This window comes from Streptomyces sp. Ru62 (genome assembly GCF_002920615.1).
Lineage (GTDB): Bacteria > Actinomycetota > Actinomycetes > Streptomycetales > Streptomycetaceae > Streptomyces.
In genome coordinates this window covers 1-25456 of sequence record NZ_PQSU01000054.1, presented here as the reverse complement: position 1 = coordinate 25456, position 25456 = coordinate 1, and the positions used below count along the sequence as shown (strand labels likewise).

Here is a 25456-nt window from a genome sequence, read left to right as displayed (position 1 = left end):
GACGGGCGAACAGGTAGACGGGCGGGACTCACGGCGGGGCAGATCGCTTGCAGGCTCCGGCATCGGCCCGGATCCGCCGCGCCCGGGGGACGAGGCTGCTGGTGCTTCCGGGGGTGACGCAGGTCGTCCTCCGGCCCGGCCGGTGGACGAGGTACCGGCCCGGACCGGGAGGTGCGGGCAACGGCCTTGGTCTGCCGCGTCCCACCGCTCGGTCCCGGGGCTCCCCGGACGTCCCGGGCCACAGACCGGACACCGGTCACGGTGTCGGTCAGCGGCTGAATCCGGCGGTCAGACCGCTCAGCAGCTGGCGGCGACCGAACGCGTACAGGACCAGGACGGGCAGTGTGGTGAGGACGACGGAGGCGAGAACGGCGGGAACGTTGACCCCGTACTGCCCCTGGAAGGTCCACAGTGCGAGCGGCAGGGTCCGGCGGCCAGGGCTCTGGGTGAGGACCAGCGGCAGCAGAAATCCGTTCCAAATGGTCAGTGCGTTGAAGATGGTCACGGTGAGGATGGCCGGCCGGGTGAGCGGTGCCGCCAGCCGCCACAGTGTCGTCCATTCGGTGGCGCCGTCGACCCGCATGGAGTCGAACAGCTCTTCGGGCACGTCGCGGATGAAGTTGGCGAGCACCAGCACGGACAGTGGGATGGCGAAGGCGATCGACGGGAGGATCAGCGCCGGCAGGCTGTCGTACAGGTGCAGCTTGATGATGATCAGGTAGACCGGGATCACCGTCGCCTGGAGCGGAATGGCGAGGCCCATGAGGAACAGCCCGTTCATGGCGCGAAGGACCCGCATGCGCCAGCCGCGGACGATCGCGTAGGCCGCCATGAAGGAGAACACGACCGCCGGCACCACGGCGCCGGCGGTGACCACGACGCTGTTCAGGAAGTAGCGGAGGAAGTCGGACTCGATGACCAGCCGGTAGTTGTCCAGTGTCGGGTCGCCCGGAGGCACCAGCGGGTTGCTCGCGTAGTAGCGGCTCTGGGCTTTCAGGCTGGTGATGAGGGTCCAGTACAAGGGTACGGCGACGACGACGAGCCAGAGCCATCCGGCCAGGCCACCGGCCCAGTTGCGGTGACGGGCGGTCTGACGGGTGTGGCGTTGCCGCTCGCCGTGGGCGGCCTTGTGCGATCGTCGGGGCTCGGTCGTCGTCGTGGTCATCTCAGGCCCCCTCGAGTTGGCTGGCACCGGCGTCCCGGCCTCCGAGCCGGCGCAGCAGCAGGGCGAGGGCCAGCCCCACGAGGACCAGGATGACCGCGATGACGCTGGCCGGTCCCATCAGGCTGGCCTGGAATCCCCGCTTGTACATGTCCAGCGCGAGGACCCGGGTGGCGTCGCCGGGGCCGCCCTCGGTCAGGACGAAGATCAGATCGAAGAAGGTCAGCGACCCGACCACCATCAGCGTGGACGAGGTGATGACGGTGTATTTCAGCTGCGGCAGGGTGATGCTGAAGAACTGCCGGATGCGCCCGGCTCCGTCCAACTGCGCGGCCTCGTACAGCGATTTCGGGATCTGCTGGACTCCGCCCTGGTATATGAGCGAGTGGAACGGGATGAACTGCCAGGACACGACGAAGATGACGACGCCGAACGCGAGGCCGGGCCGGCCCAGCCAGTCCTGACTGAGGGCGTGGATCTTCAGTCCTGCTCCGAGCCCGAAATTGGGGTCGAGCAGGGCCTTGTACGCGATCGCGATGGCCGCGGAGCTGAGCATCAGCGGGATGAAGTACACCACGCCCAGCACCGCCCGGTAGCGCTGGCGGCCGGCCAGGAACGTGCCGAGCAGGATGCTCAGCGGTGTCTGGACGGCCCAGGAAACGGCCATCACCAGGAACGTCACCCAGAGGGCGTGCGGCAGCCCGGGGTCGGTGAGCACCGTACGCCAACTGGTCAGCCCCGAGGGGTGGATGGCGCCGATTCCGTCCCACGTGGTGAAGCTCAGCGCGAAGACACCGACGAGCGGAACCACGGCGAAGCCGACGAAGAGCACCAGGGCAGGCGCCGCCAGCCACGGCAGGACGGTGCGCGACGCACGACGCGGCGGATGGCCGGTGAAGGCGCTCATTTGGCGGTGACCGCGTTGAGGTTGCTGGCGAACTGTTCCGGTGAGATGGACAGCTGGAACAGCTTGGCGATGTTGTCCAGCAGCGTCTCGGCGGCAGTCGGGCTCAGCGCCTGGTCCCACGACTGGGCGAACACCTTGGCCTTGCTGGCGATGTCATAGGTGAACTGCAGGAAATCGGCGCTCTTGGAGGCGGCCAGCAGCTTCTCCGTGCCCAGCCGGATCGGAACCGACCCGTTGTCGATCCACTTCTTCACTTCCTCGTCCTGGAGGACGCCCTTGGCGAGGAAGTCCTTGGCGACCTTCTTCTCCTCGGCACTGGCCTTCGAGGAGACGGACAGGTACTGCGCGGGGTTGCCGACGGTGTCGCTCGGATCGCCCTTGCCGCCTTCGACGGGCGGGAAGGTCATGTAGCCCAGCCCGCCGCTGGAGACGAAGTCGCCGCCGTCGGCCTTCTGGATGCCGTACGACCAGGCGCCATGGAGCATCATCGCCGCTCTGCCGGTGTACAGCAGCGCCTGGTCTGCGTTGGAGTCCGCGGTGATCGAGGAGAAGCCTTTGACGAACCCGTGGGCTTTGACCAGCTCCTGCACCTTGGTCAGCGCGGTGATGGCGTCCGGGTTGGACCAGGCGTTCTTCTCGCCCTCGATGATGGCCTGGAATACCTCCGGACCGCCGATGCGGTCGAACAGGAACTCCAGCCACATCATGTTCGTCCACCGGGACTGGCCGCCGAGGGAGAACGGCGCTATGCCCTTCGCGTTGAATCGGGGCAGCAGCGCCATGATGTCGTCCCAGGACTTCGGCGGTTCCACGCCGACCTTCTCGAAGACCTTCTTGTTGTAGTAGAGGATGATCGGCTGCACGGTCTCGCACGGCATCGCGTAGATCCTGCCGTCGACGGTCGCCGCTCCGAGCGAGGACGGGAACAGCCGCTTTTTGACCTCGGAGTGCTCGTCGAACCACGAGGTGAGGTCCTCGACCTGGCCCGCTTCCACATAGGTGCGCAGCGTCCCGCCGCCCCAGCCCCAGATGATGGTGGGCGCCTGCCCGGCACCGATGGCGGTCTTGATCTTCGTCTTGTACGCGTCGTTCTGGAAGGTGGTGTCTTTGACCTGCTCCTCGGGGTGGGCCTCATTGAACGCGTCCACGGCGCCGGCTCTGACGCCTTCCTGGGGCTGGCCGTTGAGGTACCAGTACGTGGCCCCACCGCCGCTCTTGCCGGGGCCGGACGAGCCGCAGGCCGCCAGCGCCGCGGAGACCGGCACGCCGGCGGCCAGGCCGAGGAGGGTTCGTCGGGAGAGCGCCATGTTTTTTTCTCCGCACTCGAGAGCCACCGGCTTCTCGTGAGTCGTGGTGAAAGGTTTTCGAAACAGCGTCCTTCGAGCTCCGTTCGTGCAAGTTAGGTTTCGGGCTGACTTGGTGTCAAGGTATGTGCACAGACCCGGCAATACTGCGATCGGCCGCCTGGAACCGGACGGAAACGATCCTCGTAAACCTTGAGCTGGGACCGAAAATGTTTCGAAACGGGCCGATTGCGGTCGGTGCAATGGCTGTGGCTGACACCCTGTTCGGCGCAGGCCGTGCCACACCGGCAGTGCCCCTCCCGCCCTCGCGTGCACCGACCGCGATCCCACACGCATCGCCGGACGTGCCGAGGCCGAGTGGCTCGTCGGCACCTCGCCGGACGAACTCGGTGCCTGGTTGCCGTACGGTTGACCGGTTCCACCCGGGTTGCCGGCCCGACCGGCGGCTCACCACACCGGTGGACGTACAGCTGAGAGGAACCGATGCGACCGAACGCCAGGCGCACCACTTTGGCGGACATCGCCCAAGCGGCCGGGGTCTCCGTCGCGACCGTGTCCAAAGTGGTCAACGGTCGCGGTGACGTGGCGGCGCGGACCCGCGCCCGGGTGCAGGAACTGCTGCATCAGCACCACTACCTCGCGCCCGTGTTCCGTCACACCGAGGGTGTCGACGTCCCGACCATCGAGGTGCAGTTCAAGGGCGGCCTCAAGTCGTACGTGGCCGAAACCCTGGAAGGCATCATCGACTCCGCCGCTGAATCGGGGACCTCGGTGGTGATCAGCAAGGCGTCCCATGCCCCGCACTGGGCCCGGGACCTGGTCTCAGCCGGACGCCGCGCCGTCATCGCGGTCACTAGCGTGTACACCACGGCCCACCTGAACGAATTGGCTCGATCCGGGCTGCCGCTGGTCGTGCTGGATCCGCTGCACCTGCCGGACAGCCGGGTCCACAGCGTCGGGGCGACCAACTTCGCCGGCGGCCTGGCCGCGACCCGGCACCTGCTGTCCCTTGGCCACCGCCGCGTCGCCTACCTCGGCGGACCGGCCATGGCCGTATGCAACCAGGCACGCCTGCACGGCTACCGCGCCGCCATGGAGGCGGAAGGAGCGCGGGTGCCCGACGCCTACGTCCGGCCCGGAGAATTCACGTACGAGACCGGGTTGCTCGGCGCTGCGGCGCTGCTCGACCTGCGAGAGCCGCCGACAGCGGTCTTCGCAGGCAACGACGAGATCGCCGTCGGTGTCATCGAGACCGCCCGCGCCCGAGGACTGCGCGTCCCCGAAGACCTGAGCGTGGTCGGCTTCGACGACTCGAGCCTCGCCCAGATGGCCTCACCGCCACTCACCACCGTGCGCCAGCCACTGCGGGAGATGGGCGCTGCCGCCCTGCGCACCGCCCTCCGACTGGCCAACGGCGAGAAGGTTGAGTCCCACCACATCGAACTCGCCACCGAACTCGTGGTACGCGCCTCGACGGCACCGCCCCGCGAAGAGACGTCGGAGCGTGGGTAGCCGCAGATGAGGGTTCTTCGGGCAGGTTCCGGAACCGGGCGAAGCCCTGGTCCGCCGGGGCACGCCGAACGCCTCCACGGCGTTACGAGTTGGTGCGTGATAGCGGGTGAGGTGTGTTTGCCTTGCTCACAGCCGCCTTCAGATGTTGGCCGTGCGGTCGGAGACGAGGCCGGCGATGGCGCGGTAGGTATCGGACAGGCGGTCGCGGCGATGGGTCCAGCGCGTCAGTTGCTTCCAGCGTTTGTGATCGGCGAGGGCGTGTTCGACGGTGATGCGGTCGGATGAGTGGCCGTGGCGGTCGCGTTCCCACAGTTCGACTCTGCCGGGCAATGCTCCCGGGCGGGGTTTTCTGGGTGGTGTGATCGCTTGCCCGCGGTGGTCGCGGCTCAGGCCGAGGTAGCCGTCGTCCAGGAGGACCTCGACGTCGGGGAAGTGCTGGAAGCAGACGGCGATGCCCTCGTTGCGGGCGGCCGTGGCGTCGTGCATAAGCCCAGGTCGCAGGACGTCGGCCCATAACGTGCGGCACCGGCTTCACGAGACGCTGGCGGAGTGTCAGTCGAAGCGGACGCAGATCGACACGGGCAGCTTGGGCGACCAGGTGCCGGTGGCGTCGTCGTAGCCGCGAGCGTATCCGTTCTTGCCGGGCGGGCAGGAGTAGGGGATGTTCGTCTCGACGTGGAACGTACCGCCGGGGTTGTGCTGTCCTGGCCGTGCCACCACCCACTTGCCGAAGTGCTTGGCACCGGAGTTCAACTTGACCAGCACGTAGACCCGGCCGCCCACAGTGAAGTTCCCGCCGCCCAGTGAGAGGTGGTTGTTGTACCCGTAGCTGAACAGATACGGCTGCGACGCCTTGAGCTGGTGCGCCGGGACCGCGGTCGCGGCCGCAGTGTCGGCAGCGGTCGGCGCCGGCCTGGCCAGGGCCGGTGGTGCCATCGCGAGACCGACCAGGGCCGCGCCGGCTACGCCGGCCGTGATCCGGTGTGAGCGACGAGACGTGGAAGGGGAGGGCATACGCATGGCTGCTCCTCAGTGACGTGCGGAAGGGACGGCACCGACCGGTTCACGGCACCCGCAGGCATGGGGTTCGTTCGGGTGGGGACCAGTAGGAGTCGGGCACCCGGGCTCGACAGCCGCTCGGCGAGGGAGACGCGGCGAGCCAAGCGTTGGCGGGGGGCGGCAGATCGAGAGCCGAGCGCGGCCCGGACAATCCTCTTTTGTACCGCAGACCAGTCTACCGAGCCCTTCCTGGCCCCGCACGTCACGCTCGCCTACCAGGGTCGCGAGAGGAGGCCGCGGCCTCCGTACTCGGCGACAGCGGGCCGTCCTGCCGGGCGAACACCAATGTGCTGGTCGATGAGTATCTCGACAGCCGCGAGGTGTCGGTCGAATACGTCACCCACCGCCGTGAGTCCACCGTGGTGGCAGTCACCCGCCAAGACGTCGCCGCCCCGCCGTACTTGGCGGAACTGGCACACGCGATCTACGTCACCGATCCTCTGCTCCATCCAGGGGCGTGTCTTTCCCGATCACCGATCGTTGACTGGGGGTCAGGGAGACCCGATGCCAACGTGAGCGGTGATCAAGCCGCTGCCGCCGCAGACGAGTTGCATGAGCTGACTTCTCGTCGGAGTCGTCACCACCGAGGTGTCGGTGAACCCGATTCACGACTCCTTGCCGCCCAGGACCGTGTCGATCAGGGCCTCCGCCGACCCGGGGTCGCGGGCGAGCCGTCCGGCTTCGCGGATCTGTTCCTCTTCCATGGCCCGGGCCTTCGCCAGCTGGATCGCCTCGTGGATGCCGTTTCCGTCGCCGTGCGCGAGCATGACGAGGAACCAGCGCACCGCCTGCACCGGGTCCGGCGTGGTACCGAAGCCGTCGCGGTACCAGCAGGCCGCGGCGTTCATCGCCCCCGTGTGCCCGCGCTCGGCCGCCCAGACGTACCAGCCCAGCGCTTCCTCGTCGCGGTCCAGCGCCGACAGCCGGTCGCCGAGGACCGCGCCGGCGGGCACGACCCCCTGGTGTGCGGCAGCCTCGAACAAGCGCAGGGACTCCTCGGGGTCCTCGACCAGCTGGGCGAGGTTGAACATGCCGTAGGCGTCCCCGCCCTCGGCTGCCGCCCTGAACAATTCGGCCGCACGCGCGCGGTCCTCCTCGACGCCGAGACCTGTCGCCAGCATGTGCCCGTAGGTGCGCTGACCAGCCGGGAACCCGGCCTCGGCTGCCGCACGGGCATAGCGCACGGCCATGGGCAGAGCCGACTCGTCGAAGTACTCCAGGTAGATCCCGCGGCCGGCGCGGTCGGTCCGGCTCGCGGCCCAGTCGAGTTCTCCTCGGGTGAAGCCCGCGGCGTGCACCCGCAGGATGACGTCGTTCTCGGCGGCGCGGGGAGGGGGCAGGTCCTCCAGGGTCAGTCCTGTGGCCCCGGCTTCGCGGTCCCGAACAGTGACGGCTCGCACGAGCGTTCCCTTCTTGGTCTGTGGTGAGGGGCGGCGGACGTCAGCGGATCTTCGGCGGGGAACCGTCGCCGCTCGCGGGTGAGCGGGCCGGTCCCGCCCCACCTCCTCACGGTGCCACCAGCCGTGCTGGACCGCCCGGCCGCCAGAGTTGAGCAGCCGGTAGTAGCGGCCGGCGCCGGTCAAGCCAGTCGGATCCCTCGCGACCGCCCCGGCTCCCGGACGATCGCCCGTTTCGCCTCCAGCTCGCCCAGCTGGTAGTGCACGGATGCCCTGCTGCGCATGCCGACAGCCACGCCGATCTGCTGCATCGTCGGCGCTTGGCCGTGGTCGGCGATGTGCTGGCGGATGCAGCGCAGGATGCGTTCCTGGGTGTCGGTGAGGTAGTCGACGCGGTACATAATTCGATTAGAGCGCTTGTTCGATTTTTGGAGCAAGCGAAGTCACGGCGGGCCGGGAGGAGCAGGTGGGTGGTGAGCAGCCGCTCTCGCGTCTGGACGTGCTGCGTTTCGCCCGGCGGGTCGTCGAGCAGCAGGCCGTCCGGCAGCTGGGGCTCATCGACCGTTGGATCGCCGAGGAGGAGCGGCGGGAGGCGGAGCGGCGCCAGGGTGAGCGGATGCGGCCGGCGCCTGCGGACTGGCTGATCCAGTACGGCCTCAAACGGGACAACGTCGACGCCGTCCACGTCGGCGGCTGCTGGGCCGCGAAGAAGAGCGGCCGCTGCCGGCCCGCCACGCGCCAGCAGGCCCTCGACGCGCTCGAGAACGGGGTGCCGCCCTGCGTGCACTGCCGACCCGACACAGCCCTCGGCCTCGGCATTGGCTGAGACGAGAGGGCCCCGGCCAGCGTGCTGGCCGGGGCTGAACCCGCAAAGGGGTGTGATCGTGAAGGGCGGTCGCCTACGCGGCGAAAGGCAATGCGAGGCTTCAGCCGAACGATCGTCCTCGCATGCGATAGATGAGGCCCGGGGACACTGTTCCCTTCACCATCACGGTTCGTTCAACCACATCTGCCCGGCGAACATTCCCGCGTGCCTGCGAGTTCTCGGGATCTTCCCGGGCGCTGCACCGCTTCCGTCGTCGCCGCGAGGTAGCCCTACTCGGTCGGGTGAACACGCCATGAGGGGAGAACTGCGCGCGGCGCCGGCTCGTGATGCCCGATATGAAGCCGATCAGCGAAGTGCATGTGGCGGAGCCGGGCCTGGCCGTCGTCGAGGTCGCGGCCTGTGATGACGAGACGGCATTCGCGCTCCAGGAACTGCTCGCCGGGCGGTGGGCGACCACGACCGCGGACACCACAACCCCGGCTCCAGGCGAGCCCGGTGTCCGGCTGCACTGCTACCTCGACGTGCGCCGGGAGATCGGCTCGTAGCGTCGCTGGGGCTGTCGTACGTCCGCAGGCCCGGTGGGCAGCTGTCAGGCGGCGGTCTTCTTGCGGCGGCGTCCACTGGAAGCGAGGGCGTCGATGAGCTCCTCGCGGCTCATCTTCGACCGGCCGGGAACGTCCTGTTCGGTCGCCCGCTGGTACAGCTCCGCCTTGCTCAGCTTCTGCAACTGGCTCTTGCCGCCGGCACCGCGTCCGCGGGCCCGCGCCGCTCCGGCCTTCTTCGGCGGTGCCTTCCGCGCCGGCGTCTTCACCGACCCGCCTGCCGACGACCGGGCGGCCGCATTGCGCGGCGCTGCCTTCTCCTCGCGCTCGCCGGCCGACTCCTTGTCACTGCGCCCGGAGCGGGCGGCCTGAAGGCTGCCTTCCAGGACCTTCATCAGGTCGATCACGTTGGTCGCCTCCGGCGGCTCCTCGGCCGCCGCGATCTCCTGGCCCTCGGCCTTGGCCTTCACCAGTTCGCGCACCTTCTCCTGGTAGGTGTCGCGGTAGCGGGAGGGATCCCAGTCGGAGCTGAGCGCGTCGACCAGCTGCCGCGCCATGTCCAGCTGCTTGCCCCGCCCCACGCGGCCGGAGGGGAGCTCGGGCAGCTCCTGGCCCGGGTCACGGACCTCGTCCGCCCAGTGCAGCGTCTGCAACACCAGTACCTTGTCCTCCGCGCGCAGCGCGGTCAGGTACTGCTTGTTGCGCATGACGAAGGTGGCGATCCCCACCTTGTTCGTCTCCGCCAGCGCGGCGCGCAGCAGCTCGTAGACCGCTGTGTACTCCTTGCCGCGCGGGGTGATGTAGTAGGTGCGGTCGAAGTAGACCGGCTCGATCCGCTCCAGGTCGACGAAGTCGGTGATGTCGATGGTCTGGGAGCGGCCCGGCGCGATCTCGTCGAGTTCGCCGGGTTCCACGATGACGTACTGGCCCTCGTCGAGTTCGTAGCCCTTGACGATGTCGCTGGTGTCGACCTCGTCGCCGGTACGTTCGTTCACCCGCTTGTTGCGGACCCGGTCCGAGGTGCCGCGCTGGAGCTGGTGGAAGTGGACGGTGTGGTCCTCGGTCGCCGTGTAAAGCCCCACGGGCACGGTGACGAGCCCGAAGGTGATCACCCCTGACCAGATCGCCCGAGCCATGATCGTGCTCCGTCCCTTCCGCCCCGGCATGCGCGGGTGCCGGGGCCACGCCTGTTGTGTCCACGCTCGCACCATGGCCTGTATCGCGCCCGCTGGGCCGCCGGGGCAGGCACCCGAACGGCGGTCGGCCGGGGTGGAAGGCATCGGACATGACGTGGACGCTGCCCGAGCCGATGCTCGCCGCCCCCGTGCCGGACCCGGCTCTGCCGGCGGGCTGGGCGGCAGAGGTGAAATGGGACGGATGGCGGGCCGCGGTGTCGGTGAAGGCCGGCCACATCGTGCTGCGCTCACGCCGGGGCACCAACCTGCTGCCGGCGTTCCCGGAAATGCGGGCCGGGTGCGCGCAGCTGCCGGACGCGACCGCGTTGGACGGCGAGCTGGTCGTGTGGGAGGCCGGACGGCTGGCATTCGAGCGACTCCAGGGCCGCTCGCTCGCCCGTGGAACCGGAGCGGCGCGGCTCGCCGGTGAGTGGCCGGCTCACTTCGTCGCCTTCGACCTGCTGCGCCTGGAGGGGACGGACACCACCCGGTGGGCCTACCGGCGCCGGCGTGCCGCCCTGGAGGAACTGTTCCAGGAGCGTGGGCTGACGGCGCCGTGGGCGCTGTGCCCGTCGACCACGGACGAGGACACGGTCCGCGAGTGGCTGACCTGGACAGCTGTCGGCGTGGAGAGAATCGTGTACAAGCGGCTGGACAGCGCCTCTGAGCCGTCGGTACGCGGGTGGCGCAAGTACAAAAACGCGATGAATTGCAGTTGATGCAACATCCTGCGGCTCGCCGGAATCGCCGTTTCCGCTGATCATTCCCCCAACTCCCTTGCCATGGCGGCGTCACAGGGGAGCCGCGACCAGGACGGTAGCGATAGACGCAACATTGATGCGTTTGATACAACAGCGGCCATGGTCGCTGAGGCACCCGGTTCGGCGCGTCTCCTCCTCGCTCCGAACGTCGTACACCTGGCCCCGGAATCAGCGGTGTTCACGGCGATGAAGGAGGGCTGGGCCCGGCAGCAACACGCCCGGTTCCTGAAGGCTGCGACGATCGAACCGCGGCTGCGTCTGATCAACCGGTTCGAGGTGTTCACGGGGCTGTACCCGTGGCAATGGACTCCAGCGGACGGCGAAGCGTTCATCGCGCACCTGCGTGGCGGCGCCAATCCGATTCGTATGTCGACGGCGCGGACGTGCGAGGTGACGATCACCTTGTTCGTGGAGTACCTGCTGGACCACCGGTACGGATGGGTGGGCACCTGCCTGGAGCGGTTCGGGCAGGCGCCTCAGGTCGTCTTTCACGAGGCGAACTCGGTGGTGCACACGCTGGAGTACGAGGGCGACCCGCGGCGTCGGCCGCTGACCTACGACGAGGTCCAGGCCCTTTTCGACGCGGCTGATGCACTGCCTGCCCAGATCCGCGGGCACGGGCGGAAGGGGACGCTGACGGCGCTGCGTGACGCCGCGGTGCTGAAGACGATCTACGCCTATGGAACCCGGCGCACCGAGTCCTCCATGGTCGACCTGGTGGACTTACGACGGCATCGGAAGAGCCCGCAGTTCGGGCAGTTCGGCTCGCTGGCGGTGCGGTACGGGAAGTCGTCCAAGGGGGCGCCGCCGAAGCGGCGGACCGTGCTGCTGGTGCCGGAGATGGACTGGGTGGTCGACGTCCTGGGCGAGTGGGTGCATGAGGTGCGTCCCCGGCTGGCGCCGGGGCCGACATCCGGCATTGTGGGTGACCGAGCGGGCCGGGCGGATGTCGCCGCGCTCAATCAACGAAGCCTTCACCACAGCTCGGGACGCGGCCGGTCTGGATGGAGCCCTCGACCTGCACTGTCTGCGCCACAGCTACATCACTCACCTGACGGAGTTCGGTTACCCCGCGCGGTTCGTGCAGGAGCAGGTCGGCCACTCCCACGGCTCGACGACAGCCATCTACATGGGTGTCTCCGACGAGTACCGCAACCACCTGCTGGAGGCTTCGCTGAAGCGCCGGCTCGGCGATGACTGGGACCTGACGTGATCAAGAAAATGGGCTACGAGTGGCGGCTGCGGCAGATCATGGCCGAGCAGGAGATGTTCCATACCTCGGACCTCGTGCCGCTGCTCGCGGAGCGCGGGGTGAGCCTGTCGCGTGAGCAGGTCTACCGGCTGGTGACGCAGCCCCCGCAGCGGATGAGCATGGACACCCTGGTCGCGCTGTGCGACATCTTCGGCTGTACCCCGAACGACCTCATCAAGCCGACGGTCGTCAACGCGCAGGTGAAGAAGACCGCGGGCGGCGAGGAGGCACCGCTGGCGCTGACGGAGCGCCGGACCACGATCCGCCGCCCGGGTGCGCCGTGAGGAAGTACCTGACCCCGGACCAGGTACGGCTGCGCGAGGACCTGGCCGGGGCCCGTGACCGGATCGTCGTCCTGCTGAATCTGGCCGTCGGAGAGTCCCTCGGCATGGAGCAGGCTCAGGAGTTCGTCGAGAAGGCGCGGGCATGGAGCGGTGCGAACGCCTTCCGCCTGCTGCGCTACCTCGCGTCCAGACCCGACGCGCTGAGTGCCCCGACGCCGGACTGCCCGCCCTGCGGGGTACGGCTGATCGCCCTGCTGATCGCCGGCGGCCACGGCGAGAACGTGGGCCTGGTGCCCTGCGCCGACTGCGGACGGACGAACCCGTTGCCGACGTACGCCGGTCCCGAAGGGCGGCTGTGCCATGGCTGCTCCAGTCGGCGCCTGGCGGTCCCGTGCGCGCGGTGCGGCAAGCTCGCGAGGGCAGTGGCACGACGTCCGGACGGACGGATCTGCCAAGTGTGCAAGGAGAAGGAGCCGGGCTCGCGCAAGGAGTGCGGCAGTTGCCGCCGGATGATGATTCCCACCCGGCACCTGCCCGACGGCACCTACTTGTGCCAGACCTGCGCCCCCAAGAAGCTCCAGACGTGCTGCCGCTGTGGCCGCCGGCGGCGGGCGAACGCGCTGACCGCCGACGGGCCCGTCTGCGGGACCTGCTACGCGAGCCCTGCGCGCCGGTGTGGCGTCTGCGAGCAGGTGGGGCCCATCAGGGTGCGGGCAAAAGGCGAGGCTCCCGACATCTGCTACCGCTGCTATGTGCGGCCGGAGAAGCTCTGCACCGTATGCGGGCGGATCCGTCGCGGCCACCACATCGACCACGGCAATGGACCGTTCCACTGCGATGGGTGTGTCCCACGCGAAGCCCGCAAGCGGCAGCTGCACATGTGCGCACTGTGCGGCCAGGAGCGGAAGGTGGGCGTGTTCTGGCCGGTAGGGCCCGTCTGCCCCTTGTGCTACCGGACTGCTCTGACGCAGCCGGAATCGTGCACGATGTGCGGCCGGCAGCGCATTCTCGTGGGCCGTGCCCCGGACGGCGGCCGGATCTGTAATGCGTGCTCCTTCCCCGACGAGCGGCCCGATTACTGCTCGTCCTGCCAGCAACCGGCTGATCTCCTGCCGGGACGCCGCTGTCCACGCTGCACCCTGCTCGCCAAGGTGACCAGCCTGCTCTCACGCGACGGAACCACCCTCGACGCCTCCCTGCGGCCGCTCGCCGATGTACTCAGCGACGCTCCCAACCCCTACCCAGTCCTGGCCTGGCTGCGCCGAAGCCCCGCCGCGCGCCTCCTGGGCCAGCTGGTAACCGCGCCCGACGAACTCGACCACGCGGCACTGGACGCGCTGCCCCAAGGACACGCCATCACCTACGTCCGCAGCCTGCTCACCACCGCAGGCTTACTTCCGCCACGCGATGAGAACCTCGCCCTGCTCATCAACTGGACGGGCCGCACGCTGGCCAGGCTGCCAGGACATCAGGCGACCCTGATCCGCCCGTTCGCCGAGTGGCACATCATCCGCGACGCCCGCCGGCGCTCGGCGCGCGGCCGCTACACCTACACCGCCCACAAGGGCGACTGCGGCAATATCCGCGCCGCCATCGACTTCCTCACCTGGCTGGACACCCAGCAACACACCCTTCAGAGCCTCACGCAGGAAGACCTGGACCTCTGGGCAATCTCCAGGCCCACCCTGCGAGCCCGCTCCATCCCTTTCATCCGCTGGGCCGGTGCCCGCCACCGCACCCGGGCCGGCCTGACCATCGAACACCCGCCCTCCCAGCTCCCCGGCCAGTTCCAAATCGAAGAAGACCACTATGAGGAACTACGCCGGTGCCTGAACGACCCCACGCTGCCGTCGGACGTTCGCATCGCCGCAGCCCTCATCCGCCTCTACGCCCTCCCTCTGACCCGCATCGTCGACTCACCACTGACCACCTCCACCACGACGCGGATCACACCTACCTGACGATCATCCGCCACCCCGTCGTCCTGCCACCGAAGCTCGCCCGCCTCATCAATGACCACCTCGAAGAAGGATCCCGGCACGGCAACGAAGCAACCAGGTACCTGCTGCCGGGCCGAGCCCCCGGGCGTCCCCGCAACCCTGCGGGACTGGCCGACAAACTCAAGCGCTACGGCCTGCCCGCCCGCGCAGCCCGGAACACGGCCATGATGCAAGCGCTCGCCGACCTGCCACCCGTTGTGCTCTCCGACTTGATCGGTATCCAGCCGAGAACCGCGGAACGCTTCGCAGCCATGGCCGGCGAGAACTGGTCCGACTACCTGGCCGCGACCCGCCCGCACCCGCACCAAACGAGTTGATGGGGGGTGTGCATCAGGCAACGATAGGACGCCCGGCGGGATCGGTGATGACCTGCACGTTCATGCCGTGCTTCTCATGCTTCCCAGAGCAGAAGGGTCAGTCGGCCGCGATTCGGTCGATCGGCAGCAACGTGCCGTCCAGGATCGAATGCTTGGTGGAGGCGGTGCAGCCCGCGGGCCGCAGGTCCGAAGCCAGCGCGGCGAGGACCGCACCCGCAGCGACCGCCTCAAGCGCTGAGACTTCGTGAAAAACCCACTGCAGGCGGCCGCGAGCCGGCAGGCCGGAAACGACGAAAGGCGGATCAGGGTGCCGGCTCAGACGTGCCTCGCGCCTGGTCGCGGCTGGCGACCACCAGGTATCCATCGCTCTCGGGGTCGAAGGTGGTGGACTGCACCGTGAGCCCGACACTCCGCAACTGAGCCACGAGATCCTCGTACCGGTAGGGCCAGATGGACAACCGCTCCGAGCAAGCCCGCACTGCCCCATCCGGCTCGATCTGGGCGACCACGATCTCAAGGAAGTGTTCCTGCTCCCAGCACTGCTCGATCTGCCAGTAGTAGCTGACGACCGCATCTCGGTCGTCGCGGCGGATGAGTCGATCGCGGACGTCTACCCGTGAGCCGGCGGAGCGCACGAGCTCCCAGTTGCGTGAGTGGAGTACAAGGCGTCCGCCCGGATTCAGCAGCCGCGACATCGCTTCCAGTGCGGTCAGGCGCCCGGCTGCGCCCTCAGCGTGCCCGAGCGAGTTGCCGACGCAGAACACCAGATCGAACGTGGAGTCCTCCAGGTGGTCGGGCAGCTCGTCCCAGCTCGCGCGGAGGGCTCGAAGCGAGACACCCCCCTCGTCGGCGGCCTTCTCGGTCCGGCGAACCATCCCATTGCTGGCGTCTGCGGCGACCACGTCAAGGCCAAGACTCGCGAGACCGACGGCGAGCTGGCCGGTTCCGCACGCGCAGTCGAGGACGCGCGCGTTGGGCGGCAGAGAGCCCACGACATCGCTGTAGTAAACCGCGGCTGCATTGGCGGGGGTCAACCTGTCCTCCCCGATCAGCCACTCGTATACGTCGGAAAGTGCCCCATAACCAGCCACCGCGATAACCTCCATCACTCGACGACACGCGGGCTAGCGCGCCTGAGATTCGGACCTTGCGCCTCGCACTGTGACGGGCCGTGTCAGCGAAGCATTGAGCAGGACCCAACCACTTCCGGCCGCTGAGACTCCACCGGATTTCGTGGGAAACCGCGGCACGCCGGACCGTCGCCGGTCCCCACTCCACCGGCGCCCCATCGGCCACGATGGGGACCGCGGCCGGCAAGCGCGCGTTTACTGCGGAGCGCTTTAGGCACAGCGGCTACGTCCATCTCGCCGACTTCGTCGGATACAGGTTCTCCTACGACGCACCAGAGGGCGGATACCGGGGCCTGGGCAACGGCCTCTGAAGGCTCGTCAGTAGCTCCCGCATCGGCGTACAGCGGGCGGTGCGCACCGTCCGCCGCGGTCCGCTGCACGAATTGTGCATGAATCGAATACTGCCTCTTCGCCAGTAGGTGCGCGAAACCCAGGAAGCGATCGTCGGCGCCGTCACCGGATCGCTGAGGACGCCAGGACACTGCTGCTGGGCCGCTACGACACCGACGGCCGCCTGCACTGCAGCACACCGGCCGCACGACGACGCTCCCCCAGGCAGACGCCCGCAGTGTCGCTGTTCTCCTGGCCCCCTCCAGAGGCGCACACCCATGGACGGGCTGGACCTTCTCCGCCGGATGGGGCAGCCGGGAAGTCCTGGACGTCACCCTGGTCCGGCCCGAGCTCGTCGTGGAAGTCGGCATCGACGTCGCCCGCGACAGCACCGGCCGGTGGCGGCACCCAGCACGAAGGCACCGCCCACACCCCGACCTCTCCCCCGGCGACGTCACAGCCTTCGGCAGCCCTGGCTAGGCCGGCCACAGGGTCGGGGTGTGTCGCCGGAGTAGTAGAAGCGGCAGCTGACGCCAGGGCCGGGCGTGCGGGATTCGCCGGGGCGCGGGTCGTTCAGGGCGCGGCCGCCGGGCCACCGCCCGAGTTCGGTGGACAGGGCCACGCCGCCGTCGACTTCTTCGGTCCGCCATTCGTGGATGTCCAGCAGCAGGCCGTCCAGTGGCCCGCCGACCGGTTAGACGTAGGTCCGGTTCGGGAGCGGGCCGGGGTTGGGGTCGTCGTGCTCCGCGCCGTAGACCCGGCCGTTCAGCAGCTGCTCATCGCCGCTCATCCGATCAGCGTTGCGGCCACCGCCGGGCCACGAGGATTGCCTGATCTCCTGTCGGCGCTCGTCGGTGAACTTGGTGCTGCAGGGCGTGCACAATGGAGTTCGTTCAGGCCGCTGGCGGCTTCGACGCCGTCGACCCGACCGACAACGAGGGGCCGGAGACGACGTCTGGCCCGGCCTGGGTGACCGGGCCCGTCGCGGGCACGTCCGCGGTGGCCACAGCTATCGGCGACGTCCGTGCCGGACCGGCTGCGTGGCTTCACGACCGGCGCTTCGGCGGCAGCGCGCTCGGTTTCCTCCGCCTGGCGGCACGCGATGCCGCTCAGCCTCCGCGCGGTCGGCAGCCTGCTGCGCACACGGCCCGCACAGCCGGTCCCACTCACGCCGAGGCATCCTCGGCGTTGTCCGCCAACTCACTGAACGGCCTGGCCGGATGATCAAAGCTCAGCTGGCGTCTTGAGGCCCCGGGTCTTGGGGCTTCAGGCCTCGTCTGGTCCGACTCAGCTCACGCATCTGCAGAGCGCGGGTCGCGTGCTCGTGTCCCGCGCCTGTGAATTCGAAGAAGCGGCGTGCGGGGCGACCAGGGTGCGGGCCGGTTTCCTCCTGGCTGGTGACCCAGCCGCGTTCGGTGAGCCGGTCGAGGATGGGATACACGGTGCCAGGGCCGAGGTCGGCCTTCCGGCAGATCTCCAGGCCCCAGATCTCTTCTTCGTTCTTCTTCGCATCCAGCAGTTCATTCAGGACGGCGATCAGCGGCTTTGTGAGCCGGAGAGGTGTCATACCCTCAGTGAACCATATATCGAGTACGAAGCATGGCTTCGTGTCCGCCTGGCCTCCGGCACCTCTCACGAGTCGGCATCGACGGCTGCCCCCTCACGCCACGTGCCAGCAGTCGGGCCGCGGCGACATGGTTGTCGCCCTCGACGAGGAGCAGCCTTCATCTGTGTGTACACGCGCGCGGACTATGGAAGTCACGCTGACCAGCGGGGACGCCACCAGGCGGGGTTACGGCTGCGGGGATTCCTGCTATCCAGCCGGTACGCGTCCGGGATGCAAGGACTACGGAACGCGTCCGATTGCTACCGGATCGTGATGCTCAGATTCCCCTCAGAACCAATGACGCTGGTGGGAGCAGGTCTCTACTGTCCTTGGGAACCGAGGAGTTCACGGTCTTCCGTTCTCCGCGGAGCGGATTGGGCGCGCCTAGACCCGCTGGGGGCGCGGCGAACGCTCTCAGCGACGCGGGGCGCTTCCCCGCCCGGCTGAAGGGGGGTCGGCTCAGATGCCGTCCCGTCGATCCGGGAAAGACCACGGTTTCAAGGCGCACATCGAATGGAGGAGCCGGTTCAAGAGGTCGGTCCAACTCCACATCAGGTCGGACACCGTGTCGGCGGCCTGCGAAGTTCTGCTGGTCGTTACGTACTTCTACGACAAGTGGAAGTGATGTCAAAGGGCCGCGACCTCAGCTGAGGGCTGAGGCCGCACCACCGAGGCCAGAGTCTCGTCCTCAAGGAGCCCACGGCTCGTACCCGTGGACGGGCGGGGCTCTGGCCACCGTCTGGCCGGCATCACGTGGACACCGTCCGGGACAGGAACTTACCCCACCAACGGCACAGAGGCCGTGCACATGGCATACGGCTTCAAAGAGGGCCTCCCCAACGCCCCACCGGCTTCCAGAAAACGTTCACGGACGGCTCCTACCTCCTTGCCTCAGACACAGCTTCTCGCTGGTGGTGCCGGGCCTGGCGGTGGTGGACGTCGCGGCCACCGATGACGCAACCTTCGTCGCGATCCAGGAGCTGCTCGCTCAGCCGGCGCAGTGTTCCGGGCGCAGGGTGAGGCCGCGGTTGAATAACCGCGCGGTGGCGTCCGGTCCGAGGGCGCGGGCGACGGCGGTGCCTTCGTCGTCGCGGACGAAGGCGAGCAGCATCTTGCGGCCGGCGGTATTCACCTCACCGCTGGAAGGGCTTCATTGGGCATCTCCACTCGTTCGAACAAGGAACTGCTGGTCGGCTGCGCGAGTGCATCGTTCTTCGACCGCTTCGGCTCCCTCAGCAGTGTCGCCGTTGACGATGCCTATGCACCGGCCACTGGTGGACGGGCGAAGCCGGAAACCCCCAGCGCCTTCGTTAGCCGCGGGTTCCAGGCGAAACAGGGTCGCGTGCGTGCAGTCGTTGCGGGGTTCGAGCATGCCTTTGACCGGGCCGGTGGACATGACGGTCAAGCACCCCTTGCCTTCCTGGGGGTGGTGCCACTGAATGCGGTAAATGCCTCCGCCGGCCGGTTCCAGGTAGGTGCGCGGCACGGTGGCATGAGCGCAGGGGAGCTGGACGGCGACGGCGCTGGCGTAGGCGCCATCGCGGTCGCGTCCGTCTGTCAGGCAGAGGTCGGGATTGCGGGCGGGGCGGATAGTGACCCAGCCGTCGGCAGGAGTCCTGGCCAGTGCGCTTGGATCACCGGAGTCGTGGGAGGAGCGGGAGAGTAACCCCCAGGTGGCCGCACCGAGTAGGGAGATCATGAGCACGGACGCGACTGCGAGCGTGCGGCCCTTGCCCTGGCCCTGCCGCGATGTCGTGGGTTCTTCGGTTTCCGGTGGAGCGCCGATCCCCGCGTCGCCCTCGCCCTCGCCACTGGCCCCTGGCTTTGTGCCGGACGCTGCCGGGGATATCGCGGCGATGCGATCCCGGGCGTCCAACCAGGAGCCAACGTGCTGTCCCTCCCCGCACGCTCGGACGAACGCGGCCAGTACATCGGGCCGTGGCAGGCTCGACCGTCGAAGGACGTCCGCCAGCGTGCTGCGTGCCAATACGTCGCCATTGCGGGCCGCCTGCTCTTCCAGCTGGCGATATGTCAGCCCCGTTTGATCCTTGAGCTGCTTCATCACCTCGACGAAGCCGGCGGCATCCCGGACCGTATGCGGCGACACTTCCCTCTGGCTCGTCATGAGCGTCATCCTGGCGCCGTGCTGAAACCGACGCAACGACGGTTTCCGCCAGGACCGCATCTGCCGGACACGATCCGGACAGGCCACTGACCAGCCCGGACAGTCCACATCTGTCCGGGACAGATGGTCGGCCTTGCCCCGGCCCGACGACGGTGGGCAGCCTTTGTTGTGCCCAGCCGGGCGAACCGTTGTGAAGGCCCGGCGAGACACGCGACGCGGCGGTGATCCGGCAGCGGGTATGGCGAACCGCTGAAACCAGGGCTGGCAAGGGAAGACGATCCTCTGCCCGCGACCCGCCAGCGGCCACGGCTTGACCTGTCCGGCGAGGTGGATAAGTCCGTGCGGAAAGCACAGGATCCGTCTCCTGAAGAGAGGAAGAAATCGTGAAAGTAAGCAGGATTTCGGTGGTCACGGGTGTTGCTGGTGCCGTCATGGCTCTCGGTATCGCCATTGTGCCTGCCCAGGCCCAAGAGTCCTCAGCGGCTTCGTATTGCGGCAGTACCGGTGACTGGTCCTCAGACGGGGGCGCTTACGCCGAATTCGACGTCGATTGCGTCGTAGGTACTGGCGAAAATTCCGAAGGAATCGTCATCGACGGCTACTTGCACGACTACGCCAAGGACGGACTTGGTCCGCGACTCTACGTACAGGCACTCACTCCCTCCGGCACCTGGGGGCCGACCACGGAGGCGGCACGGAACAGCAACGGCTACAACGGGCCGCCGGCTCCCATCTACTTCGCCACCAATGCTTCCGGCTTCAACGCGCGGTTCAAGGTGTGCAACGGTGGCGTCAGCAGCAACTGCTCGAGCTGGTTCGGGGTATAGGAGCACAGTGTCGCTTGATCATCCGGCTGGAAGGTCCGCGCATGGACTTGGCAGCGCCGAAGTGCGTGACGGTGTGCCGGCGAATCGCCGCCGACGACGAGCGTTCGGGTGACGTGTGCTTTTCGAGTTCGCTCAGATAGGCGAGAGCTCCTGCTCCGGATCCCGGGGCGGGAGCCCGCCGTGTGGGTGGCCGGGCGGCTGGCCTTCAGACCTCGTCGGCATCAGCCCGTCACCGTCGCCCCGCTAGGCACGTCGCGGGCGACAACTGTCCCGATTACCTCGCCGACTGCCGAACATGGCGTGTATGTCGCCAGGTTCTCTCGGAAGACGCCACGGTACGAACCTGCGCTATCTGTGGGAGATTCAGGCACCGTCGAGCGCTGACCAGTGCGGACTCGCTCGTCTGAATGAGCATGGACGCGAAGTGGTATGGCGAACCGTTCCGCCAGGACAGGCCGATGCCATGAGACTTCTGCCCGCACCACGGCCCCGCACCGGCAGGTCAGCGCCGCTCGCCTCCGCCGTCCCGGCCGTTCTGGCCGCATCACTGGCCGGCCTCGTACCCGCCCACACGACAACCGCTGCGGGCTCCGCCGCCGTGGCCCGCGACCAGATCGCGTGCCCGCGCGGCTTCGTCTGCATCTACCCCGACATCACCTTCAACGGCCAGCCCTACGTCAAGCGCGCCGTCGACGGCTCGGTGCGGTACCTTCCCACTACATCCGCGGCACGGGCAGCTCCATCATCAACAACAGCAGCCGCACCGCACGCGTCTACCAGAAGGACAACTACCTCGGCGGGCACGTCTGTGTCGGATGCGACGGCGGCACCATCAGCGACCTGCGTTCCTACCAGCTCAACGACACCACTCACGGCCTCCGCAACAACACACCCCCTGCGGCGCCTCGTAACCGCCTGCTGGTGACGACGCACTCAGCGCACCACCCCGCCCTCCCGCCCGTCAGTCACTACGCACTGCGGCGCGCGTTCGACCAATCCGGAATCACCCCGCGTGAGATGTGGAGCGGCCACGTACTGGACGTGGCCCCAAACCGCGACCCGATACACCTGGTGCACCTGTTCGGCATCCATCCCGGCACCGCCGTCCGCTACGTCCACACCGCGCACCCTGACAAGGCGCTGCACCCAGATCCGCTGAGACGGGCGGCGTTGTCCAGCGTCTGTAGCCCCGAGCTGATTGACTTTCACATGGCCGTGTACGCGCAGGCTGGCTTCCTCGGGCAGCCAGCGACAGTTGCGCGAGCGCAGCTGGGACTGTGGCGCTGCGGAGTGCTGCGCCGCAGCCGCTCCGCCCTAGCCGCAGACGGCCATGAAGAGGCGCATGATGACCTGCTCGTCCCGTGGGCGCCCGGCAGCTTCCGACTGGCGTGATCAAGCGGTGTGCGTCGGCGAAGATCCCGACATCATCTTTCCGCTCTCCGCCCTCGCGGCTCCCGGGACAGAGACCGCGCTGGCCGGGGCGATCTGCCGCCGTTGTCCGGTCATCGTCGCCTGCCGTATCTGAACGCTCGATCATGGGGAGGACGACGGCATCTGGGGGCAAGAACGGCAGCCCAGCGCCGCGCCATCCGACGCGCCACGACGGACACCGGCCCCGCGGTCCAGCGGCGCGGGGACGGGGGCCGGGGAGGAGCCGCTTCCCGTCTGGCGCTGGTGCACCAAGCCCAGTTCACTCATGGGCCCTCCTTCTCTTTCGGCCCGGCCGCTGCTGGTGATCCGTAGCGCGCGAAGGCCCTCTGTGCCACAATCCCGGGCAGGGGTGGGCGATAGTGAGCCCGGAACGGGACGAGCGGGAACGGCTGCAGACGTATTCGCGCTGGGTGGGCAGGGGCGGGGTCGCCGTGGGCGTCGTCGGCGCTGCAGTCTTCGGCTGGATCATGGCGGGCGCGTTCCTGAGTGGGACCGGTACCGCCGACGCGGCCCCGCGCGATCTGTGCTCCTTGATCCCGGCCGAGGACGCGAGCAGGATCGTTCCGCTGCGCCGTACGACGCATCGGACCCTCCCCCGGAGCGACGTGCGCAACGAGGCCGAGTGCGAGATGACGAGCGGTGACGCGTGGATGAAGGACGGCGGCCGTTACGGCCGGCTGCGTGTCGGGCTGGACCGCCACGGCACCACCCGCCACGGCGACGGCTGGGACGAAGCCCGAAAGGCCTTCAACTGGTCCGAGGAGTACGACCGTGGCGACGGCGGAACGCCCCGCGAGGTACCCGGCCTGGGCCAGAAGGCATACGAGGAGACCCGCTCCGAGCCGGCCTCCCCGCCCGGGCAGCGCGGGGTCCGAGCCAGAGCCCAGCTGACCGTCCTGCTCGGTAAGGACGTCCTCACCGTCGACTACACCGCCGAGCCGAGCAGCCCGGAGCGTGCCCGCAAGGTTTCCGTGGCCGTAGCGAGAACAGTGCTGGGGGGACTGTGAGCAGCCCCGCACGATCCCGAACGGCCCTGCTGACGGTGCTGTCGATCGTGCTGACGGTCCTGGCCAGTGGCGCTGTGAGCATCTGGGTCCACCGCGACGAGGAGTCCGCCCGCCGCGCGAGGGTCGACCGGCACCGTACGGCCCCGACGGCCCCGTTCCCGGACCCGTTCGTCACCCGGCCGCCCCGGTGACCATCTCACCCGAGCGCGTTCTGTCGGCCCGTCTACGGCTCCTCGGGAGAAGTCGGGCTCATCCGTGCCGGTAGGGCGACCCCCGCTGTTCTGATCATGGTGGGGGGCACGTCGCGTCATCGCCGCCGCCGACGGCAGCAAACTCGGCCGCACCGCACACGCCTACGTCGGACCCTCCACCTCGGTCGACGTCCTCGTCACCGACACCAGCGCTCGCCGACGAGACCACGGCACTCGAGGACAGCGGCACCACTCTCAAGATCGTCTGAATCCGGCCACCACGACGTTCCCTCAGGGCCTGTCGTCGCATGCCGGGCCACATCAGGAGTGAGGCGAGGGTGACGGTCGCTTCGTAGGACTGGGCGGCATTGTCGTCGCGGGTGGCGGTGTCGCGTCACTGCTTGAGGCGGTTGAACCGCCGTTCACGCCGTTGCGGAGCTTGCAGACGTCGCGGTCGAGGGCCGGCGGGCGGTCACCCCGGGTGCCGCGCCGGGCCGGATTGCGGACCTGGTCGGCTTGCGGACGTGGTCGGCCCGCTCTGGGATCGTGTGCGGAATGCCGTGCCGGCGGAGCCAGGTCCGGATCGCTGTCGAGCTGTAGCTCTTGTCGCCCAGGACGTGACCGGGACGGACACCGGGGCGTCCCGGTCTGGGGCACCCGGACCGCCTCCGTCATGGGCCGTTCTGATGTTGAGCGCGCCGGGATCAGCGGACTCCGAACATGAAGATAGAGGTCGCAGCGCGGTTGCCGAAGCGATCAGTGGAGCGGCCGGCACCGGGACCTGCGTCCTTGAATCGAGGGTCGAGGATGGCTTTGCGTGCCTGTTGTTGGCGTAGTTGTTCTGGGGGTCGTGATGCATCCACCAATAGACGGCTGCCTTGGGGGTGCCCCAGGTCCATCCGGCAGGCACGACATTCGTGCCGTCGCTCGGCCCGCCGCCCGTGCGGGTCCACCGGGGAACCTGCTACATGGCGGGCAAACGGCACCGGCCCGTCGGCCCGGACGAGGCCCGCCGGCTGCTCGCCGACGGCACCTGCGCGTGCAGCCACTGCCGCCCCGACACCGCTCTCGGCATCGCCGGCTTCACAGCGGCCAACAGAATTGGCCTGGCAGGCTGACCTACAGAGATCCCGGCTCGCCGTCGGCGACGAACCGTGTCAGCGATCGCTCCAGCAGTTCCAGAAACTGCCGCAGGTCATCGGCTACCTTGTCGAGCTCTGGCTCGTCCAGCGACGCCATCCGCGTCCGATGAACCGACCCATCAGCGCCCGCGATGTAGGACAGGCCGCCGCCGGTCGAGCCGATGACCAGACCCTGGACCTGTAGATCCGCGCCGACGGTGACAAAGCCGTACTCCTGGAGTCGCAGAAGGACGTCACCTGCCGAGTCGATGAAATAGCCATTGCCCACGTCATCCCAGGTGACGTGGCCGATGCTGTCGTAGAAGGTGATCAGATCAGCCGGGATGAGGCTCACTTGGGCAAGCGTGCGAGCCGCAGCTTGATCGTCGCGACTGGCCGGCCGGACCTCGTTGGTGCCTGGTGGAAAGCCGTGCCGCCGCTCGAACTCGCCTGTCATTGCCGTGAGGGTTCCGGAGACTCTGTCTGTCCACGAGGCCAGCCAGGCGGGTGAAAGTGAACGGTCAGTCATGGGGCCGGATCATGGCATGGGCCACGGACATTCACGGGGCGACCAGCGGCCTTACATTCCGATGTCAGCGCAGAGCCTTGAGTTGTCGGTGGGTGATCAGGCAGCAGGCGAGTCTGAGGAGCGCTTCGTGGATGTCTGCTCGTCGTTCCTAGCGCACGCGTAACCGGCGGAAGCCGTGCAGCCAGGCAAAGGTTCGCTCGACCACCCACCGGTAGACCCCCAGGCCGGAGCCGTGCTCCGTGCCGCGCCGTGCGATGGCGGGTACCACGCCCCGGGCGCGGACCTCCTTGCGGTAACAGTCATGGTCGTAGCCGCGGTCCACGTAGAGCGTGACGGCTCTGCGGCGGGGTCGGCCGACCCGACCCCGGTCGACCGGTGACGGACCCGTGTGGCTCCCCCTTTCAGGGCTCTGACGTGCGACGAATCGACCACGCACCGGGGCCAGTCCAGCTTCCGTTCCGTGTTCAGCTCGGCGAGTAGGACCTCGAGCAGTCGTTGCCAGACCCCGGCCTCGTTCCAGTCCCGCAGCCGTCGCCAGCACGTCATCCCCGAACCGAACCCCAGCGATCCACGGTGATGCCCCCACGGATCGGACAACGCTCAACTCCCCGTCCGGACACGGATACCACGGCTCCGCCACCTCATTGTGTTAGCCGTTGTC

24 protein-coding genes and 6 pseudogenes are annotated in these 25456 nt (G+C 68.3%); 14 read left to right on the top strand and 16 right to left on the bottom strand.

Going from position 1 to position 25456, the window contains the following annotated elements; all coding sequences use genetic code 11:
- Positions 1-268: 268 nt before the first annotated feature.
- The 3 genes from C3492_RS41285 to C3492_RS41275 are packed head-to-tail and all read right to left on the bottom strand — an operon-like array spanning position 269 to position 3376.
- Positions 269-1165: a carbohydrate ABC transporter permease gene (locus C3492_RS41285; protein WP_103817727.1), complete on the bottom strand. Its 897-nt coding sequence runs from the start codon at positions 1163-1165 to the stop codon at positions 269-271.
- A 1-nt stretch (position 1166) separates the two neighbouring features.
- The gene (locus tag C3492_RS41280) at positions 1167-2069 is read right to left on the bottom strand and encodes a carbohydrate ABC transporter permease (RefSeq protein ID WP_103817726.1); all 903 of its coding nucleotides are present in this window, start codon (positions 2067-2069) and stop codon (positions 1167-1169) included.
- A complete protein-coding gene (locus C3492_RS41275) occupies positions 2066-3376 on the bottom strand; it encodes an extracellular solute-binding protein (protein WP_103817725.1) in 1311 nt (436 codons plus the stop codon). The genes C3492_RS41280 and C3492_RS41275 overlap by 4 nt, the downstream gene beginning before the upstream one ends.
- A gap of 480 nt (positions 3377-3856) precedes the next feature.
- Between C3492_RS41275 and C3492_RS41270 the strand changes: the two genes are divergently transcribed.
- The gene (locus tag C3492_RS41270; RefSeq protein ID WP_103817724.1) at positions 3857-4885 is read left to right on the top strand and encodes a LacI family DNA-binding transcriptional regulator; all 1029 of its coding nucleotides are present in this window, start codon (positions 3857-3859) and stop codon (positions 4883-4885) included.
- Between the two features lie 138 nt (positions 4886-5023).
- Here C3492_RS41270 and C3492_RS41265 read toward each other — a convergent pair.
- From C3492_RS41265 to C3492_RS41250, 4 genes and pseudogenes are all read right to left on the bottom strand, one after another.
- Positions 5024-5413, bottom strand: a pseudogene (locus C3492_RS41265) (transposase family protein); the annotation flags it as partial.
- A gap of 24 nt (positions 5414-5437) precedes the next feature.
- Positions 5438-5899 (bottom strand): hypothetical protein, encoded by a 462-nt coding sequence (locus C3492_RS41260; RefSeq protein ID WP_103817723.1) that lies wholly within the window; start codon positions 5897-5899, stop codon positions 5438-5440.
- 650 nt (positions 5900-6549) lie between these two features.
- A complete protein-coding gene (locus C3492_RS41255; RefSeq protein ID WP_103817722.1) occupies positions 6550-7344 on the bottom strand; it encodes a tetratricopeptide repeat protein in 795 nt (264 codons plus the stop codon).
- Between the two features lie 179 nt (positions 7345-7523).
- Positions 7524-7742: a LexA family transcriptional regulator gene (locus C3492_RS41250; RefSeq protein WP_103817721.1), complete on the bottom strand. Its 219-nt coding sequence runs from the start codon at positions 7740-7742 to the stop codon at positions 7524-7526.
- A gap of 65 nt (positions 7743-7807) precedes the next feature.
- Between C3492_RS41250 and C3492_RS41245 the strand changes: the two genes are divergently transcribed.
- Together C3492_RS41245 and C3492_RS41240 are read left to right on the top strand one after the other, a co-directional pair.
- Positions 7808-8167 (top strand): DUF6233 domain-containing protein, encoded by a 360-nt coding sequence (locus C3492_RS41245; RefSeq protein ID WP_103817720.1) that lies wholly within the window; start codon positions 7808-7810, stop codon positions 8165-8167.
- A gap of 335 nt (positions 8168-8502) precedes the next feature.
- Positions 8503-8712 carry a DUF6207 family protein gene (locus C3492_RS41240; protein WP_103817719.1) on the top strand — a complete coding sequence of 70 codons (210 nt, stop codon included), beginning with the start codon at positions 8503-8505 and terminating at the stop codon, positions 8710-8712.
- 44 nt (positions 8713-8756) lie between these two features.
- On the opposite strand, the gene C3492_RS41235 is transcribed toward C3492_RS41240, so the two are convergent.
- Positions 8757-9845, bottom strand: a complete 1089-nt coding sequence (locus tag C3492_RS41235; protein WP_103817718.1) for a Ku protein — start codon at positions 9843-9845, stop codon at positions 8757-8759.
- A gap of 149 nt (positions 9846-9994) precedes the next feature.
- On the opposite strand from C3492_RS41235, the gene C3492_RS41230 reads away from it, so the two are divergent.
- From C3492_RS41230 to C3492_RS41215, 4 genes and pseudogenes are all read left to right on the top strand, one after another.
- Positions 9995-10603 carry a hypothetical protein gene (locus tag C3492_RS41230; RefSeq protein ID WP_103817717.1) on the top strand — a complete coding sequence of 203 codons (609 nt, stop codon included), beginning with the start codon at positions 9995-9997 and terminating at the stop codon, positions 10601-10603.
- Between the two features lie 141 nt (positions 10604-10744).
- Positions 10745-11858, top strand: a pseudogene (locus C3492_RS41225) (tyrosine-type recombinase/integrase).
- Positions 11855-12181, top strand: a complete 327-nt coding sequence (locus tag C3492_RS41220; RefSeq protein ID WP_103817716.1) for a helix-turn-helix transcriptional regulator — start codon at positions 11855-11857, stop codon at positions 12179-12181. The pseudogene C3492_RS41225 and the gene C3492_RS41220 overlap by 4 nt, the downstream one beginning before the upstream one ends.
- Complete coding sequence (locus C3492_RS41215) at positions 12178-14142, top strand: Cro/Cl family transcriptional regulator (RefSeq protein ID WP_103817715.1); 1965 nt, start codon at positions 12178-12180, stop codon at positions 14140-14142. The genes C3492_RS41220 and C3492_RS41215 overlap by 4 nt, the downstream gene beginning before the upstream one ends.
- A gap of 384 nt (positions 14143-14526) precedes the next feature.
- Here C3492_RS41215 and C3492_RS41210 read toward each other — a convergent pair.
- From C3492_RS41210 to C3492_RS41190, 4 genes and pseudogenes are all read right to left on the bottom strand, one after another.
- Positions 14527-14706, bottom strand: a pseudogene (locus C3492_RS41210) (IS5/IS1182 family transposase); the annotation flags it as partial.
- Positions 14707-14800: 94 nt separating this feature from the next.
- On the bottom strand, positions 14801-15604 hold the full coding sequence (locus tag C3492_RS41205) for a class I SAM-dependent methyltransferase (protein ID WP_181140824.1): 804 nt from the start codon (positions 15602-15604) through the stop codon (positions 14801-14803).
- Between the two features lie 808 nt (positions 15605-16412).
- Positions 16413-16748 (bottom strand): annotated as a pseudogene (locus C3492_RS41195) (hypothetical protein).
- Positions 16749-17189: 441 nt separating this feature from the next.
- Positions 17190-17525, bottom strand: a complete 336-nt coding sequence (locus C3492_RS41190) for a PadR family transcriptional regulator (protein WP_103817714.1) — start codon at positions 17523-17525, stop codon at positions 17190-17192.
- 950 nt (positions 17526-18475) lie between these two features.
- Between C3492_RS41190 and C3492_RS47090 the strand changes: the two are divergent.
- A pseudogene (locus tag C3492_RS47090) lies at positions 18476-18520 on the top strand (hypothetical protein); the annotation flags it as partial.
- Between the two features lie 32 nt (positions 18521-18552).
- Here C3492_RS47090 and C3492_RS45245 read toward each other — a convergent pair.
- A complete protein-coding gene (locus C3492_RS45245; protein ID WP_219822134.1) occupies positions 18553-18696 on the bottom strand; it encodes a hypothetical protein in 144 nt (47 codons plus the stop codon).
- 18 nt (positions 18697-18714) lie between these two features.
- On the bottom strand, positions 18715-19689 hold the full coding sequence (locus C3492_RS41180) for an RICIN domain-containing protein (RefSeq protein ID WP_258056203.1): 975 nt from the start codon (positions 19687-19689) through the stop codon (positions 18715-18717).
- 383 nt (positions 19690-20072) lie between these two features.
- Here C3492_RS41180 and C3492_RS41175 point away from each other — a divergent pair, with 383 nt between their 5' ends.
- The 6 genes from C3492_RS41175 (at position 20073) to C3492_RS47085 (ending at position 24263) form a co-directional block, all read left to right on the top strand.
- On the top strand, positions 20073-20516 hold the full coding sequence (locus C3492_RS41175; protein WP_103817712.1) for a hypothetical protein: 444 nt from the start codon (positions 20073-20075) through the stop codon (positions 20514-20516).
- A gap of 618 nt (positions 20517-21134) precedes the next feature.
- Positions 21135-21908 (top strand): peptidase inhibitor family I36 protein, encoded by a 774-nt coding sequence (locus tag C3492_RS46480; protein ID WP_258056202.1) that lies wholly within the window; start codon positions 21135-21137, stop codon positions 21906-21908.
- On the top strand, positions 21847-22041 hold the full coding sequence (locus C3492_RS46475) for a WhiB family transcriptional regulator (RefSeq protein ID WP_308461186.1): 195 nt from the start codon (positions 21847-21849) through the stop codon (positions 22039-22041). Before C3492_RS46480 ends, C3492_RS46475 begins: the two co-directional genes overlap by 62 nt.
- A gap of 265 nt (positions 22042-22306) precedes the next feature.
- Complete coding sequence (locus C3492_RS41150; RefSeq protein WP_103817709.1) at positions 22307-22954, top strand: hypothetical protein; 648 nt, start codon at positions 22307-22309, stop codon at positions 22952-22954.
- Positions 22951-23145, top strand: a complete 195-nt coding sequence (locus C3492_RS41145) for a hypothetical protein (RefSeq protein ID WP_103817708.1) — start codon at positions 22951-22953, stop codon at positions 23143-23145. Before C3492_RS41150 ends, C3492_RS41145 begins: the two co-directional genes overlap by 4 nt.
- 884 nt (positions 23146-24029) lie before the next feature.
- Complete coding sequence (locus C3492_RS47085) at positions 24030-24263, top strand: DUF6233 domain-containing protein (protein ID WP_374938431.1); 234 nt, start codon at positions 24030-24032, stop codon at positions 24261-24263.
- Position 24264: 1 nt separating this feature from the next.
- Here C3492_RS47085 and C3492_RS41135 read toward each other — a convergent pair whose 3' ends face one another.
- The gene (locus C3492_RS41135; protein ID WP_103817707.1) at positions 24265-24723 is read right to left on the bottom strand and encodes an SMI1/KNR4 family protein; all 459 of its coding nucleotides are present in this window, start codon (positions 24721-24723) and stop codon (positions 24265-24267) included.
- Between the two features lie 136 nt (positions 24724-24859).
- Positions 24860-25380 (bottom strand): annotated as a pseudogene (locus C3492_RS41130) (transposase); the annotation flags it as partial.
- Positions 25381-25456: the final 76 nt, after the last annotated feature.

What these genes read in the sequence shown, in the direction of transcription:
- C3492_RS41285 (WP_103817727.1), bottom strand. Translation starts at nt 1,165, where the DNA reads ATGACCACGACGACGACCGAGCCCCGACGATCGCACAAGGCCGCCCAC.
- C3492_RS41280 (WP_103817726.1), bottom strand. Translation starts at nt 2,069, where the DNA reads ATGAGCGCCTTCACCGGCCATCCGCCGCGTCGTGCGTCGCGCACCGTC.
- C3492_RS41275 (WP_103817725.1), bottom strand. Translation starts at nt 3,376, where the DNA reads ATGGCGCTCTCCCGACGAACCCTCCTCGGCCTGGCCGCCGGCGTGCCG.
- C3492_RS41270 (WP_103817724.1), top strand. Translation starts at nt 3,857, where the DNA reads ATGCGACCGAACGCCAGGCGCACCACTTTGGCGGACATCGCCCAAGCG.
- C3492_RS41260 (WP_103817723.1), bottom strand. Translation starts at nt 5,899, where the DNA reads ATGCCCTCCCCTTCCACGTCTCGTCGCTCACACCGGATCACGGCCGGC.
- C3492_RS41250 (WP_103817721.1), bottom strand. Translation starts at nt 7,742, where the DNA reads ATGTACCGCGTCGACTACCTCACCGACACCCAGGAACGCATCCTGCGC.
- C3492_RS41240 (WP_103817719.1), top strand. Translation starts at nt 8,503, where the DNA reads ATGAAGCCGATCAGCGAAGTGCATGTGGCGGAGCCGGGCCTGGCCGTC.
- C3492_RS41235 (WP_103817718.1), bottom strand. Translation starts at nt 9,845, where the DNA reads ATGGCTCGGGCGATCTGGTCAGGGGTGATCACCTTCGGGCTCGTCACC.
- C3492_RS41230 (WP_103817717.1), top strand. Translation starts at nt 9,995, where the DNA reads ATGACGTGGACGCTGCCCGAGCCGATGCTCGCCGCCCCCGTGCCGGAC.
- C3492_RS41205 (WP_181140824.1), bottom strand. Translation starts at nt 15,604, where the DNA reads ATGGAGGTTATCGCGGTGGCTGGTTATGGGGCACTTTCCGACGTATAC.
- C3492_RS41190 (WP_103817714.1), bottom strand. Translation starts at nt 17,525, where the DNA reads ATGACACCTCTCCGGCTCACAAAGCCGCTGATCGCCGTCCTGAATGAA.
- C3492_RS41180 (WP_258056203.1), bottom strand. Translation starts at nt 19,689, where the DNA reads ATGACGAGCCAGAGGGAAGTGTCGCCGCATACGGTCCGGGATGCCGCC.
- C3492_RS46475 (WP_308461186.1), top strand. Translation starts at nt 21,847, where the DNA reads ATGAAGAGGCGCATGATGACCTGCTCGTCCCGTGGGCGCCCGGCAGCT.
- C3492_RS41135 (WP_103817707.1), bottom strand. Translation starts at nt 24,723, where the DNA reads ATGACAGGCGAGTTCGAGCGGCGGCACGGCTTTCCACCAGGCACCAAC.